General features: G+C 72.6%; 13 protein-coding genes. 6 read left to right on the forward strand and 7 right to left on the reverse strand.

From position 1 onward, the window contains the following. Nucleotides 1-27 precede the first annotated feature (27 nt). From pstA to G3I77_RS37225, 6 genes are all read right to left on the reverse strand, one after another. Nucleotides 28-1,086, reverse strand: a complete 1,059-nt coding sequence (gene pstA / locus G3I77_RS37200) for a phosphate ABC transporter permease PstA (RefSeq protein ID WP_248511127.1) — start codon at nt 1,084-1,086, stop codon at nt 28-30. Beyond that, nucleotides 1,083-2,084 carry a phosphate ABC transporter permease subunit PstC gene (gene pstC / locus G3I77_RS37205; RefSeq protein ID WP_248511128.1) on the reverse strand — a complete coding sequence of 334 codons (1,002 nt, stop codon included), beginning with the start codon at nt 2,082-2,084 and terminating at the stop codon, nt 1,083-1,085. Before pstC ends, pstA begins: the two co-directional genes overlap by 4 nt. A 103-nt stretch (nt 2,085-2,187) precedes the next feature. Further along, nucleotides 2,188-3,312, reverse strand: a complete 1,125-nt coding sequence (pstS, locus tag G3I77_RS37210) for a phosphate ABC transporter substrate-binding protein PstS (RefSeq protein WP_248511129.1) — start codon at nt 3,310-3,312, stop codon at nt 2,188-2,190. Nucleotides 3,313-3,569: 257 nt separating this feature from the next. Further along, nucleotides 3,570-4,049 carry an NUDIX hydrolase gene (locus G3I77_RS37215; protein WP_248511134.1) on the reverse strand — a complete coding sequence of 160 codons (480 nt, stop codon included), beginning with the start codon at nt 4,047-4,049 and terminating at the stop codon, nt 3,570-3,572. Beyond that, the gene (locus G3I77_RS37220) at nt 4,046-5,113 is read right to left on the reverse strand and encodes a CHAD domain-containing protein (RefSeq protein WP_248511136.1); all 1,068 of its coding nucleotides are present in this window, start codon (nt 5,111-5,113) and stop codon (nt 4,046-4,048) included. The genes G3I77_RS37215 and G3I77_RS37220 overlap by 4 nt, the downstream gene beginning before the upstream one ends. Beyond that, entirely contained in the window at nt 5,094-7,325 is a 2,232-nt protein-coding gene (locus G3I77_RS37225; RefSeq protein ID WP_248511138.1) for an RNA degradosome polyphosphate kinase, read from the reverse strand. Before G3I77_RS37225 ends, G3I77_RS37220 begins: the two co-directional genes overlap by 20 nt. A gap of 571 nt (nt 7,326-7,896) precedes the next feature. Between G3I77_RS37225 and G3I77_RS37230 the strand changes: the two genes are divergently transcribed. The 6 genes from G3I77_RS37230 (at nt 7,897) to G3I77_RS37255 (ending at nt 13,387) form a co-directional block, all read left to right on the forward strand. Beyond that, nucleotides 7,897-8,445 (forward strand): RNA polymerase sigma factor, encoded by a 549-nt coding sequence (locus G3I77_RS37230; protein ID WP_248511139.1) that lies wholly within the window; start codon nt 7,897-7,899, stop codon nt 8,443-8,445. Then, the gene (locus G3I77_RS37235) at nt 8,442-9,278 is read left to right on the forward strand and encodes a zf-HC2 domain-containing protein (RefSeq protein WP_248511140.1); all 837 of its coding nucleotides are present in this window, start codon (nt 8,442-8,444) and stop codon (nt 9,276-9,278) included. Before G3I77_RS37230 ends, G3I77_RS37235 begins: the two co-directional genes overlap by 4 nt. Beyond that, the gene (locus tag G3I77_RS37240; protein WP_248511141.1) at nt 9,275-10,135 is read left to right on the forward strand and encodes an ABC transporter ATP-binding protein; all 861 of its coding nucleotides are present in this window, start codon (nt 9,275-9,277) and stop codon (nt 10,133-10,135) included. Before G3I77_RS37235 ends, G3I77_RS37240 begins: the two co-directional genes overlap by 4 nt. Then, the gene (locus tag G3I77_RS37245) at nt 10,132-11,652 is read left to right on the forward strand and encodes an ABC transporter permease (protein WP_248511144.1); all 1,521 of its coding nucleotides are present in this window, start codon (nt 10,132-10,134) and stop codon (nt 11,650-11,652) included. The genes G3I77_RS37240 and G3I77_RS37245 overlap by 4 nt, the downstream gene beginning before the upstream one ends. Further along, nucleotides 11,643-12,269: an ABC transporter gene (locus G3I77_RS37250; RefSeq protein WP_308311444.1), complete on the forward strand. Its 627-nt coding sequence runs from the start codon at nt 11,643-11,645 to the stop codon at nt 12,267-12,269. The genes G3I77_RS37245 and G3I77_RS37250 overlap by 10 nt, the downstream gene beginning before the upstream one ends. A 110-nt stretch (nt 12,270-12,379) precedes the next feature. After that, nucleotides 12,380-13,387: a LysR family transcriptional regulator gene (locus tag G3I77_RS37255; protein ID WP_248511146.1), complete on the forward strand. Its 1,008-nt coding sequence runs from the start codon at nt 12,380-12,382 to the stop codon at nt 13,385-13,387. On the opposite strand, the gene G3I77_RS37260 is transcribed toward G3I77_RS37255, so the two are convergent. Then, the gene (locus G3I77_RS37260) at nt 13,359-13,877 is read right to left on the reverse strand and encodes a GNAT family N-acetyltransferase (protein ID WP_248511148.1); all 519 of its coding nucleotides are present in this window, start codon (nt 13,875-13,877) and stop codon (nt 13,359-13,361) included. The genes G3I77_RS37255 and G3I77_RS37260 overlap by 29 nt on opposite strands. Nucleotides 13,878-13,880 lie beyond the last annotated feature (3 nt).

Raw genomic sequence — 13,880 nt, forward strand, 5'->3', positions numbered from 1 at the left:
ACAGTCAGATCAGTCGCTGTGGCCGCGTCAGCGACCGGTCTTCGGGGACTTCCAGCGGGCGATCCCGCGGGCCACCAGGTTCAGGATCATCACGAAGGCGATCAGGGTGAGCGACGCCGCCCAGGCGCGGTCGTACGCCGTGACCTCGCCCGATCCGTACTGCTGGTAGATGTACAGCGGGAGCGACGCCTGCGCGCCCTCGAAGGGGTTGGCGTTGATGAACTTGCTGCCGAACACCAGCAGCAGCACGGGCGCGGTCTCACCGGCGATGCGGGCGATGGAGAGCATGATGCCGGTGGTGATGCCGCCGAGCGAGGTCGGCAGGACCACCTTCAGGATCGTGCGCCACTTGGGCACGCCGAGCGCGAGAGAGGCTTCGCGCAGCTCGTTCGGGACGAGCTTGAGCATCTCCTCCGTGGAGCGGACGACGACCGGCATCATCAGGATCGCGAGGGCGAGTGACCCGGCGAAGCCGAAGGGCTGCATGTCGAACATCAGCATGAGGCTGAGGATGAACAGACCGGCGACGATCGACGGGATGCCGGTCATGACGTCGACGAAGAAGGTGACGGCCCGGGCGAGGTTGCCGCGCCCGTACTCCACCAGGTAGATCGCGGTGAGCACGCCGACCGGCGCGGCGATCAGCGTGGCGAGGCCGACCTGCTCCAGCGTGCCGAGGATGGCGTGGTAGATGCCGCCGCCCGTCTCCGAGTCGGCGACGACGCCCATCGAGTGGGTCAGGAAGTAGAGGTCGAAGACCTTCACGCCGCGTTGGACGGTCGACCACACCAGCGAGGCCAGCGGCACCACGGCGAGCAGGAACGCGACCCACACCAGCGAGGTGACCACGCGGTCCTTGGCCTGGCGGCGGTTCTCGACCCGGGCGGCGATGACGTACGTACCGAGGATGTGCAGGATCGCGGCGATCAGTGCCCACTGGACGCTGCTGTGCAGGCCCGCGGCGGCGCTGATGCCGACCCCGAGGGCGACGGACCCGGCGGCGATGGCCCACGGGGCCCACTTGGGCAGATGGCCGCCGCGCAGGCTGCTGGGGCGCTTGGCGGCGAGGGAGGGTGCGGTGCTCATGCGTTGGCCCCCGAGTACTCCTTGCGGCGGGCGATGATCGCGCGGGCCGCGCCGTTGACCAGCAGGGTGATGACGAACAGGACCAGACCGGAGGCGATCAGCGCGTCACGGCCGAACTCGGTGGCCTCGCTGAACTTGCTGGCGATGTTCTGGGCGAAGGTGCCGCCGCCCGGGTTGAGCAGGCTGGTGTGGATCAGGAAGTCGGGCGACAGCACGGTGGCGACGGCCATCGTCTCGCCGAGCGCGCGGCCGAGGCCGAGCATCGAGGCCGAGATGACGCCGGAGCGGCCGAAGGGGATGACCGCCATGCGGATCACTTCCCAGCGGGTGGCGCCGAGCGCCAGGGCGGCCTCCTCGTGCATCTGCGGGACCTGGCGGAAGACCTCGCGGCTCACGTTGGTGATGATCGGCAGGATCATGATCGCGAGCAGGATGCCCACGGTGAGCATGGAGCGTGCGGCGCCGCCGTTCCAGGAGAAGACGCCCGTCCAGCCGAGGTAGTCGTTCAGCCAGCCGAAGAGGCCGCTCATGTGCGGGACGAGGATGAGCGCGCCCCACAGGCCGTAGACGATGGACGGCACGGCGGCCAGCAGGTCGATCACATAGGCGATGGGGCCGCGCAGCCGGCGCGGGGCGTAGTGCGTGAGGAACAGCGCGATGGCGACCGAGACCGGGACCGCGATGACCATGGCGATGATCGAGGAGATGATCGTGCCGTAGGCCAGGACCGCGATGCCGAAGACCGGCGGGTTGACCCCGGTGTTCCACTCGAAGGTGGTCAGGAAGTTGCCGTCGTCCTTGCTGATGGCGAGGACGGCGCGGTAGGTGAGGAAGCCCGCGATCGCGGCCATGATCACCAGCAGCAGAATGCCCGAACCACGGGAGAGACCGAGGAAGATCCGGTCTCCGGGCCGGGTGGCGCCACGGGCCGCGCGCTTCTGCTCGGCCGGGGACGGCTGCGTGGGTGGAGGTGCGTCAGCTATCTGTGTTGTGTCCATCGGGTTCTCCGGTCTGCGGAACCGCACGTGCTGTGCGGCCCTTGGCGGCGGTGCACCGGACGGTGCGGTCCGGTCCCGCGGGGGAGACCGGACCGCACTCGGGTCAGCTCAGGCTCTCGACGGTCGTGCGCACCTTGGCGATGATCTCGTCGGGCATGGGCGCGTAGTCGTTCTCGGCGAGGATCTTCTGGCCGTCCTCCGAGGCCGCGTAGCGCAGGAACGCCTTGACGGCGGGCAGGGTCTCGGCCTTGTTGCCCTTGTCGCAGACGATCTCGTACGTCACCAGGACCATCGGGTAGGCGCCGTCGGCCTTGGTCGCGTAGTTCAGCTCCAGCGCGAGGTCCTTGCCGGTGCCGACGATCTTGGCGTCGGCGATCGCCTTGGTGGCGTTGTCGACGGTCGCCTCGACGGGCTCGGCCGCGCCGGTGTCGATGGCGACGGTCTTGATTCCGTCCTTGGCGTACGACAGCTCGAAGTAGCCGATGGCGCCGGCGGTCTGCTTGACCTGCGCGGCGACGCCGGAGGACTGCGGAGCGGACTGGCCGCCCTTGGCCTGCCAGGCCTTGCCGCCCTCGTAGGGGAAGTCCTTCTCGGCGGTGGCGATCAGGTACTTGGTGAAGTTGTCCGTGGTGCCGGACTCGTCCGAGCGGTGGAACGCCTGGATCTTGAGGTTGGGCAGCTTCGCGTCGGGGTTCAGCTTCGCGATCGCCGGGTCGTTCCAGTTGGTGATCTTGCTGTCGAAGATCTTGGCGATCGTCGCGGAGTCCAGGACGAGCTTGTCGACGCCCGGGACGTTGTAACCGACGGCGACCGGGCCGCCGACCATCGGCAGGTCGATGCCCTGGCCGCCGGAGCAGACCTTCTTGGAGGCCTCGACCTCATCGGGCTTCAGGGCCGAGTCCGAACCGGCCCAGGGGACCTGGCCCTGCGTGAAGGCGGTCACGCCGGCACCGGAACCGCCGGCCTTGTAGTTGATCTCCACCTGGCAGGCCGCCGAGAACTGCTTGACCCATGCGTCGACCGCGTTCTTCTGCGCGGAGGAGCCGTCGGCGAGCACCTGGCCCGAGGCGTCGTCGCACTTGATGTCGCCCGCGGCGGCGGCGTTGGAGGAGTCGCCGCCCGTGTTGCCACCAGTCTCGTCGGAGCCGCACGCCGTGAGGGCCAGGGCGCCGGAGACGGCGAGAGCACCGAGAGCGAGGGCCCGCCGGTTCATGCGCTGAAGCTTCACTTGAGTTCCTTCCAGGAGCCGCCGTCCTGATCGGCGGCGTGCGAAGTCTTGAGGACACGGACACGGACGCGCCCAGAAGGCGCGGCTCGCATCTGGTACGGCCGAAAGTAGGCAGATCAGATGAAGCCGCCGATGGCCACACATGAACGACGGGTGAACCCCTGTCGAAGGTGTGGTTAGGTCACGGAATGCTCACGGAGAGAGTACGTGGTGATTCCGCTTTTCGCGCGTGTCGCCGTGGACGGCGGCGGACGGTGTCAGTCCGGTCTGCCGGCCGGCCGCGGCCGGTGCAGCACCGCCAGCAGCGCGTCGACCAGGGGGCGGTCGTGGGGCTGCGTCAGGCGGGCGCGGGCCGCGGCCGGTGCCAGCCACAGCACCCGGTCCACCTCGTCCGTCGGCACGAAAGTGCAGGCCAGCGCCTCGGCGGCCCAGTAGCGGACCTGCTTGGGGCGGCCGTTCGCCCGATAGCGCAGGGTGGGCAGCTCGGTGCCCGGCTCGGCCCGGCAGCCCGTCTCCTCCGCCACCTCGCGCAGGGCACCGGCGAGCGCTTCCTCGTCGCGCTTCAGTTTGCCCTTCGGCCAGGACCAGTCGTCGTATTTCGGCCGGTGGACGAGACAGAGCTCCGGCTCGCCGGTGGCGGGGGAGCGGCGCCACAGGACGCAGCCCGCGGCCTGAACGGTGGTGTCCTCGGGGGAGCTCACCTGGTGTTCACCGCCTTCTGGGTGCCGTGCGGTCATGACGCGCTGACGGTCTCCTTCTGCCAGGCCTGCTGGAACGCGAAACGTGCCGCCTCCACCTCGTGCCGCTGATCGGCGTGGAGCACCCCGAGGGCGTAGGCCGTGGCCGGGGCGATCCGGGGGGTACGGGCCGCCTGGGCCGCCGCGGCCGCCGCCTCCGAGGCGTCGCGGTGCCGGTTCAGGGCCTGGCCGGCGGAGAGCAGCCGCAGGTCGACGACAGCGTTGCCCTTGGGGCCGCTGACGGCTTCACGGGCGTAGCGGTGCAGGCGCAGCAGCAGACGGACCTGGTGCCACGGGGCGTCCTGCGGGTGCGGGACCGTGTCCGGGGACAGTCCGTGGACGAGTGCCGCGGCGTTGTACGGGTTTCCGGCGGTGACGAGAGGGAGGGCGGTCACGGCGTCGGCGAGGCGGTCCTGGGCGGCGGTGGCGAGGGGGCGCAGGTCGGTGGCGGCGGCGGTCCTGGTGAGGGGGACCTCGCTGGCCAGGACGGCGACCTTGTCCGCGATGGCGTGAAAGCGGCTGCTGCCCAGGGCCTGCAAGGCGGTGGAGTGGGCGCGGGTGCGGGCCAGGGTCAGCCGGCGGTCGAGCAGGGCGCCTGCTTTGGCCGCTCCCACGGTCAGGTTGCCGCGTTCCTGGGTGGGGGCGCCGGCCTTGGCGGGTTCCGCCGCGCCCACCCGTGCACTGTTCTGGGCCGGGAACGCCGTCGAGCCCGACAGGCGGTGCAGGGCCGTCAGCAGCCGTTCCAGACGTGCGGTGTACGCATGCTCCATCGCCAGCGTTCCCGACACCCAGGCCAGTTCGGGGCGCATCGCCTCGCACCAGTCCGTGTCGAGCAGGGACTGGAACGTGTGCAGGCTCGCGCTGATGCGGCGGGCCGAGCGGCGCAGGGCGCGGGCCGCCTCGGCGGACCCTTCCGAGCCGTTCGCCCCCGCCCCGGTCTCCCGGTGCAGGCGCAGCGCTCGGAGGAACTCCGTGGCCTGGGCCCGCAGATAGCCCGCGAGGGCGTCACCGGTGGGGGCGGGCCCGGCCAGGGAGTTCGTCGGGTCAAGGTGTCGTTGTGCCACGCCGGCGCCTCCGGGCGTCTATGAGCATCTCCTGGACGTTGCGCAGGGGCTGTCCGTCCGCGTCGGTCGCATGCCGGGTCCAGTCGCCGTCCGGGCCGAGGTGCCAGGAGGCGGTGGAGTCGGACATGCCGGTCTCCAGCAGCCGGTTCAGGGCTGCCCGGTGGGCCGGGTCGGTGACCCGGACCAGGGCCTCTATCCGGCGGTCGAGGTTGCGGTGCATCATGTCGGCGCTGCCGATCCACACCTCGGGCTCGCCGCCGTTGCCGAAGCCGAACACCCGGGAGTGCTCCAGGAAGCGGCCGAGGATCGAGCGGACCCGGATGTTCTCCGACAGGCCCGCCACGCCCGGGCGCACCGCGCAGATGCCGCGCACCCAGATGTCCACCGGCACGCCCGCCTGGGACGCGCGGTAGCAGGCGTCGATGACGGCCTCGTCGACCATCGAGTTGACCTTGATGCGGACGTGCGCGGGCCGCCCCGCACGGTGGTGCTGGACCTCCTTGGCGATCCGCGAGACCAGTCCGTCGCGCAGCGACTTGGGGGCGACCAGGAGACGGCGGTAGGTCTCCCGGCGCGAGTAGCCGGACAGGCGGTTGAAGAGGTCCGAGAGGTCGGCGCCGACCTGCGGGTCGGCCGTGAGCAGGCCGAGGTCCTCGTAGAGGCGGGCCGTCTTCGGGTGGTAGTTGCCGGTGCCGACGTGGCTGTAGCGGCGGAGGGTCTCGCCCTCCTGGCGGACCACCAGCGACAGCTTGCAGTGGGTCTTCAGGCCGACCAGCCCGTAGACCACGTGGCAGCCGGCCTCCTCCAGCTTGCGCGCCCACTTGATGTTGGCGTGCTCGTCGAAGCGGGCCTTGATCTCGACCAGGACCAGGACCTGCTTGCCGGACTCGGCGGCCTCGATGAGCGCGTCGACTATCGGGGAGTCGCCGGAGGTCCGGTACAGGGTCTGCTTGATCGCGAGGACGTCCGGGTCGCCGGCCGCCTGCTCCAGGAAGGCCTGGACGGAGGTGGAGAACGAGTCGTACGGGTGGTGCAGCAGGACGTCCCGCTCGCGCAGGGCGGCGAAGATGTCCGGCGCGGACGCCGACTCGACCTCGGCGAGGTCGCGGTGGGTGCCGGCGACGAACTTGCGGTACTTCAGCTCGGGCCGGTCCAGGGAGGCGATCCGGAACAGGCCCGTGAGGTCCAGCGGCCCCGGCAGCGGGTACACCTCGGCCTCGCTGATCTTCAGCTCGCGCACCAGCAGGTCCAGGACCTCGCGGTCGATGGACTCCTCGACCTCCAGGCGCACCGGCGGCCCGAAGCGGCGCCGCATGAGCTCCTTCTCCAGGGCCTGAAGGAGGTTCTCGGCGTCGTCCTCCTCGACCTCCAGGTCCTCGTTGCGGGTGAGGCGGAAGGCGTGGTGCTCCAGGACCTCCATGCCCGGGAACAGCTCCTCCAGGTGGGCGGCGATGACGTCCTCGATGGGGACGTAGCGGCCCGGGGAGCTCTCCAGGAAGCGGGACAGCAGCGGCGGCACCTTCACGCGGGCGAAGTGCTTGTGGCCCGTGACCGGGTTCCGTACGACGACGGCCAGGTTCAGGGAGAGGCCGGAGATGTACGGGAAGGGGTGCGCCGGGTCGACCGCCAGCGGGGTCAGCACGGGGAAGATCTGGTGCCGGAACAGGGTGAACAGGCGGGCCTGCTCCTTCTCCTGGAGTTCGTTCCAGCGGACCAGGTGGATGCCCTCCTCCGCGAGTGCGGGGGCGACGTCCTCGTGGTAGCAGGCGGCGTGCCGGGCCATGAGCTCGCGCGAGCGGGCCCAGATCATCTCCAGCACCTCGCGCGGCTGGAGGCCGGACGCGGAGCGCGTGGCCACGCCGGTGGCGATACGGCGCTTCAGTCCGGCCACCCGGACCATGAAGAACTCGTCCAGGTTGCTGGCGAAGATCGCGAGGAAGTTGGCCCGCTCCAGCAGGGGCGTGTTCGGGTCCTCGGCGAGTTCGAGAACGCGCTCGTTGAACGCGAGCCAGCTGCGCTCCCGGTCGAGGAAGCGGCCCTGGGGCAGCTGGGGTCCGTCGTACGGCGACTCCTCGTAGGCGTCGAGGTCGGCGTCGATGTCCGGTTCGAGGTCGGAGACGGCTGCCGCCACCGTGTGCGGGCGGTGCGCGGCGATGGAGCCCACGGAGGGCTGCGCGTGCTGGACCTGTGCCTGGGTGTTCGGCTGGCTCATGGACCCATTCTTCCGCGCCGCGAGCATCACGGGCGCGTCGGACAGCGCGAGCGGGAGCGGGGGTGTCACATGAGTGCTCCCGTTTCCCTCGGGACCCTCGCGGGGCGGGGAAGGCTCTGGCACAGCGGGATTCATTGGCCGAGCTTCGCAAGCTCGTCTGAATCACTGGTTACGGAGACATGACGTGCGGGATAGCGGGGGGCGGCTCGCGGGCGTCCACAGGGCCGGGGTGCGGGGGGTGGGCGGCTGCCCACAGGCTGTGGACGGTTCCCGGTGACGCCGTGCGCCGCCCGAGTGCCCCCGGAGGGCGGGCCCCGCGTCCCAGCCCCCGTGGAAGGGCACCCGGGCGCGGGTGTCCGGCCGGGAAGCGAGCCCGCCCGTGCCTGTGAAGACCGTGATGCCGTAACTACTCTCCGTGAGGATCGGCCGGATGTCGGGCATCACCCTCCCCGGCTTCCTTCACCCCCGGCACGCTGTCACCCCCGCCCGCTCATCCTGCCGGTATGAGAACCGGGGCAACCTCCCGAGCGATCTGGTGAACCGTTCGGGCCGGGCCGTCCGATGAGGAGACGTGAGCGATACGAGAAGCGACGGGGAGTTGCTGCGGGCCATAGCCGCGGACGCCGACCGGCGCGCCTTCGAGGAGCTGTACCGGCGCTACGCGCCGTGGCTCCGGGCCCGGTTGCGGGGGCGGTGCGCCGACCTCGGGGTCGTGGACGACGTCGTGCAGGAGACGTTCCTCGCGGTGTGGCGGGGCGCGGCCCGCTACCGGGAGGGCCACTCCGCGGACGCGGCCGGGTGGCTGTGGCGCATCGGGTCGCGGCGGCTGGTCGACGCGCTGCGGGGCGACGGGGCGCGGGGGCGGCTGCGGCAGGCCCTGGCGCGGTTGCGGCACCGGGACGAGGTGTCGGCGGAGGAACGCGTGCTCGCGGGGGTGGAGCACGGGGACCTCGCCGGAGCCCTGGTCCGGCTGTCGCCGGAGCTGCGGGCGGTGCTCCAGGCGACCGTCATCGACGGGCTGACCACCCGTGAGGCGGCCGTGCTGCTCGGGATACCGCCCGGGACGGTCAAGACGCGGGCGATGCGGGCCCGGAAGCAGCTGCGGGAGGCACTGGCATGAGCTGGCACGTGTCCGAAGAGGATCTGCGCGCCTACGCGCGAGGGGAGTTGGAAGCTCCCCTGCTCTGGTCCGCCGACGCGCATCTGACCTCCTGTGCCCGGTGCCGCGCGGTGCTGGCCGAGGCCAGTGATCCGGTCGCTCTCGACGCCGGGTGGGACCGGCTCGACGCCGAGCTGGACGCGCCCCGCCCGGGGCTCCTGGAGGGGCTGCTCGTGCGGATCGGGGTGGCCGGGCACACCGCGCGGCTGCTGGCGGCGACACCGGTGCTGCGGCGGTCCTGGCTGGGGGCCGTCGTCGTCGTGCTGTTGCTGAGCGTGGGGGCCGGGCACTCCGTGCGCGGCGGGGAGTTCCCCACGCTCTTCCTGGCCCTCGCGCCGCTGCTGCCGCTGGCGGGGGTGGCGTTGTCGTACGGGCCCGCGCTGGATCCGACGTATGAGATGGCCGTCGTCGCGCCGATGCACGGGTTCCGGCTGCTGATGATCCGGACGGTGGCCGTGCTGGCCGTCGTCCTCGGGCTGAACGGGCTGGCGACCCTCGCGCTGCCCGCCTACGGGCTGCGGGCGCTGGCCTGGCTGCTGCCCGGGCTGGCGCTGACGGCGACCGGGCTCGCGCTGATGCCCCGGCTGGGACCGGTGCTCGCGCCCTCCCTGGTGGGCGGGGCGTGGGTCGGGCTGCTGCTGACGGCCGATGCGCTGCGGGCGGGAGCGGATGTGCCGCTCGCGCCGTTCACCGCCGCCGGGCAGGGCGTCGCGGCGCTGGTCGCCGCGCTCGCCGCCGGGCTGCTCTTCCTGCTTCGTGACCGATTCGACCTCTTCCAAGGACGTGCCGTATGACCCCGACCGTGTCCGCCTCCGGGCTGAGCCTCCGCTACGGCGGCACCCGGGCCCTCGACGACGTGTCGCTGCGCCTGACCGCCGGCGTCACCGGGCTGCTCGGCCCCAACGGCGCCGGCAAGACCACACTGCTGCGGGTGCTCGCCACGGCCCTGCCCGCCGACCGGGGGGCCTTCACCGTGCTCGGGCACGACCCGGGCACCGCCCGCGGCCGGCAGGAGGTGCGGCGCCGGCTGGGCTATCTGCCGCAGACGCCGGGCTTCCACCCGGACTTCACCGCCTTCGAGTTCGTCGACTACGTGGCGATCCTGAAGGAGATGACCGACCGGGGCGCCCGGCACCGGGAGGTACGGCGGGTGCTCGACGAGGTCGGCCTGGCGGAGGTGCGGGGCAAGCGGATCCGCAAGCTGTCCGGGGGGATGCGGCAGCGGGTCGCCCTCGGGGCCGCCCTGGTCGGTGCTCCCGGGTTCCTGGTCCTCGACGAGCCGACCGTCGGGCTGGACCCCGAACAGCGCATGCGGTTCCGCGAGTTGATCGCCGAAGCCGGGGAGGGGCGGACGGTGCTGCTGTCCACCCATCAGACGGAGGACGTGGCGATGCTCTGCCACCGCGTGGTGGTCATGGCCGGCGGGCAGGTGCGGTTCGAGGGCACTCCGGCCGAGCTGACCGCGCGGGCCGCGGGGCGCGTGTGGAGCAGCACCGAGCGGGACCCGGGCGCCAAGGCGGGGTGGCGCACCGGGACCGGGACCTTCCGGAACGTGGGGGACCCCCCGCCCGGCGCCGAACTGCTCGACCCCACCCTGGAGGACGGCTACCTGCTCACGCTCGACGGCACCGGAGCGGAGGTGGCCGCATGACCGCCGTGGTGGAGAAGCCGCTCGTGTCCGGGACGCGGGACGAGCCGGGCGGGCCCTGGAAGGCCGTGTTCGCCCTGGCCCTGTTCGAGTCACGCCGGCTGCTGACCCGGATTCCGGTGCTCCTCGCCTTCGCCGTGTACCTCGGCTGGACCGTGTGGCGCGCCGGCCGGGACTGGGACGGCTACCCGGCACTCCAGGACGTCGACCGCGCCACCCAGAGCGCCCCGATGCTGGTCGGCCTCGCGGTCCTGCTGTCCGTCAACCACGCCGCGCTGCGCTCCCGACGGCACGGGACGGAGCAGCACTTCGCGGTACTGGTGCTCCCGCAGTGGTGCCGTACGGTCGCCCACGCCCTGTCGGTCGTGGCCGCGGCCCTGCTCACCGCCGTGTGCGTGGCCGGGCAGTTCGGCCGGGAGGCGCTGCGGCCCGGGGCGATCGGGCACGGCTCGGTGGGCGAACTGCTCGTGGGTCCCCTGACGGTGCTGTTGTGCGGGCTGCTCGGGCTGCTGGCGGCCGCCCTGGTGAGGTCGGCTCTCGTCGCCCCGCTGATGATCGTGTTCTGCCTGTTCGCGTTCATGTTCCTCTCCGGTGCGGGAACGGGGGACGGCTGGCAGCAGTGGCTCATGCCGGCCGTCGGCGAGGCGAGCAACAACACGCTGCCCTCCGACCTGATGGGCCGGCCCGCCGCCTGGCACGCCCTGTACCTGGCCGGGCTCGGGCTGAGCCTCGGGCTGCTGGCGGTGCTCGTGGGCGGTGGCCGCAAGCCGGTCGTCCTCGCCGGTGCCGCCGGGGCGCTGGCGATGACCCTGGTGGGCGGGGTGGCCCAGTCGGCGGGCGAGTCCCCCGAGTTGGTCAAGGCGCGCGAACGCGCCACGGTGCACCCCGAGCAGGTGCATTCCTGCGTCCGGCGGGACGGGTCCACGTACTGCGTGTTTCCCGAATGGGAGCCTCGCGTGGGTGACTGGGCCGCGGTGGTGGACCGGGTCCGGTCCCTGGCCGGGGGCGGCGTCCACGAGCAGGACGTCGTCGTACGGCAGCGGGTCGAGGCGCGCTACGGCCTCTCCGGCGACGGTGCGCTGATGCCGCTGGAGCGGCCGCACGAGGTGACGGTGGGCACCCGGTGGGGCGGCAACCGCGTCCCCGAGTTCTCGGCCGCCGTGGCCGGGGTGCTGATCGCGGGCGACGAGAAGGCCGCGACCTCGATCTGCGACGGCCGCATGGTCCCCCTCATGTGGCTGGCCGTGGGCTGGGAGTCCGACCCTCTCGACGCGCTGCGCCGCGTCCGTCTCGACGACACCGTCACCGGCTCCTCCTACGTGCTCCAGCCCACCCACGGGCTGTACATGACCGAGGCCCAGACGGAGGTGCTGCGCACGCTGCTCGACCTGCCCCGTGGTGAGGCCGGCGCCCGGGTCAAGGACCGGTGGGGCGAACTGACCGCGCCGAAGGTCACGGCGGCCCGGGCCGCCGAGCTGCTCGACCTGCCCGCGCCCGAGGGGGAGGACAAGTGCAACTGACCCGGCAACTGGTGTTCCCCGTCCACCGGACGATGCCGTGGGGAGCGGTCGGCGCGGCCGGGGCGGCGGGGCTGCTGCTCGCCGCGCTGACCCGGACCGGCGAGACGGCGGAACAGCTCTCCCTGTACCTGCTGCGGGCCGCGATCCTCTCCTTCGCGGTGGGCCTGGCCTTCCTCCTGGACGACCCGGCCCGGCACACCACGGCCGCCGTGCCGACTCCGCGCCCGGCCCGTATCGCCCTGCGCGTCGCCCTGGCCGTCCCGGCCGCGGCGGCCTGGTGGACGGCAGCCCTGCTGCTGGTGCCGCCGGGCGTGCGGCCCCCGGTCGGCGACATCACGCTGGAGGCCGGGGCTGCCTTCGTCCTGGCGGTGACCGGCGCGGTGGCCGTGGTGCGCTTCAGCGAGGTCGCGCGGCCCGGACTGCCGGTCGCGGGCGGGCTGTTGACCACTGCCGTCCTGGCCATGCTGTTCTGGCCCGGCCGCTGGGCCCTGTTCGTGCCGGTGCGGGACGAGCGGTGGGCGGCGGCACACGACCGGTGGGCTGTGGTGCTGGCCGGGGCCGTGATCCTGGGAGTGGTGAGCGCGGTGGAGCCGATGCGGCGGCGGGCTCGGCTCTAGCGGGCGCCCGGTACATCGATTGGTTGTGCCGGTCGGACGGGTCCGGCCTTGAGATCCGGCATTACCGGGCCGTCCGGCAACCAGGTGTTGTGCGGCTAGGCTGCCCGCTCGTGGACCTCAAAGCCGTACGCGCCTTCGTCGCGATCGCCGACTCCGGGCAGTTCCAGAAGGCCGCCGTGGACCTGGCCCTCACCCAGCAGGCCGTCTCCAAGCGGATCGCCGCGCTGGAGAAGGACCTCGGGGTGCGGCTGCTGGTCCGTACGCCGCGCGGGGCGGAGCTCACCATCGACGGGCAGGCCCTGCTGCCGCACGCCCGGGTGCTGCTCCGGGCCGAGGAGCGGGCGACGGCCGCCGTACGGCCCGGGGACCGGGCGCTGCGGGTGGACGTCGTGGGACGACGGGCCGCCCCCGGCGGGCTGGTGCAGCACTTCCACCGGGCGCACCCGCAGATCGCGTTGGACGTCGTCACGCTGTTCGACGTGGAGACGGCCGTGACGGCCCTGCGGGACGGGGCCGTCGACGCCACCTTCCGAGCCGTCACCATGCCCGGGCAGCGGCTCCCCGACGGCATCACGGCGACCCCGGTCCTCGACGAGCCGCTTCAGCTGTGCGTCGGGCCCGGCCACCCGTTCGCCCGGGCCGGCTCGGTGACGACGGCGCAGCTGGCCGGGCACCGGATCTGGATGCCGGGCAACGTGCCCGGGACCGAGTGGCACGCCTACTACGAGGAACTCGCCGCCGCCTTCGGGCCGGCCATCGACACCATCGGGCCCAACTTCGGCCTCGAGGCGCTCCTCGACACGATCGCCGGCTCCCCGAACGTGGCGACCTTCCTCAGCGAACGGACCCCGCACGTCTGGCCGGTCGCCCACGACCTGCGGCTCGTCCCGCTCGTGGACCCGGTCCCGGTCTACCCGCACTCGCTGCTCTGGCGTACGGACAACCCGCACCCCGGCCTGACCGCCCTGCGCGACTACCTGGTCGCGACCCGGCCCCGGCCGCCGCAGGGCGAGACCTGGCGGCCCTCGTGGGCGGCCCCCGCGGATCCTGTGGTCCCCGCGACACCCGCGGACCCCGCGGCCCCCGCGCCTACCCGAGCGGCTTCTCCATCAGCGTGAAGGACTTGGGCGGCCCGCCCGGCTGCGGCTTGCCCTCCTTGCGGCCCACGACGCGGTAACCGGCCTGCTGGTAGTAGGCGTTGAGCTGGGTGTTCGCGGCCAGGCAGTCCAGGCGCACGGAGGTCCGCCCCGCCTCGGCCACGCGGTGTTCCGCAGCCGTCAGCAGCAGCCGCCCCGTGCCGGGCGCGGCGGCGGTCCGGTCCACCATCAGCCGGTGCACGTACCCGGCCACGGGCGGCTGCGCACCCCAGGCGTCCTCGTCCTCCCACCACAGCTCCCAGGCACCCGTGAGACGCCCGCCGGCCTCCGCCAGCCAGACCTCGCCGTGTGCCATGACCCGGCGGAAGTGCGCCTCGTCCAGCTCCCCGGGCCGCCACTGCCCGGTGATCCCACGGGCCAGCATCCAGCGGGCGGCGTCGTCGCGCAGGCGCACGAGGGCGGCCAGATCGGCCTCGGCGGCAGGGCGGACGCGGAGGTCGTGCGACGGCAAGGC

It is taken from the genome of Streptomyces sp. D2-8 (assembly GCF_023184515.1).
Classification (GTDB): domain Bacteria; phylum Actinomycetota; class Actinomycetes; order Streptomycetales; family Streptomycetaceae; genus Streptomyces.

Excerpts from the sequence above, each read along its gene's own strand:
- G3I77_RS37235 (WP_248511140.1), top strand. The coding sequence starts at position 8,442 with ATGAGCTGGCACGTGTCCGAAGAGGATCTGCGCGCCTACGCGCGAGGG.
- G3I77_RS37245 (WP_248511144.1), top strand. The coding sequence starts at position 10,132 with ATGACCGCCGTGGTGGAGAAGCCGCTCGTGTCCGGGACGCGGGACGAG.
- G3I77_RS37240 (WP_248511141.1), top strand. The coding sequence starts at position 9,275 with ATGACCCCGACCGTGTCCGCCTCCGGGCTGAGCCTCCGCTACGGCGGC.
- G3I77_RS37225 (WP_248511138.1), bottom strand. The coding sequence starts at position 7,325 with ATGAGCCAGCCGAACACCCAGGCACAGGTCCAGCACGCGCAGCCCTCC.
- G3I77_RS37215 (WP_248511134.1), bottom strand. The coding sequence starts at position 4,049 with ATGACCGCACGGCACCCAGAAGGCGGTGAACACCAGGTGAGCTCCCCC.
- pstC (WP_248511128.1), bottom strand. The coding sequence starts at position 2,084 with ATGGACACAACACAGATAGCTGACGCACCTCCACCCACGCAGCCGTCC.
- pstA (WP_248511127.1), bottom strand. The coding sequence starts at position 1,086 with ATGAGCACCGCACCCTCCCTCGCCGCCAAGCGCCCCAGCAGCCTGCGC.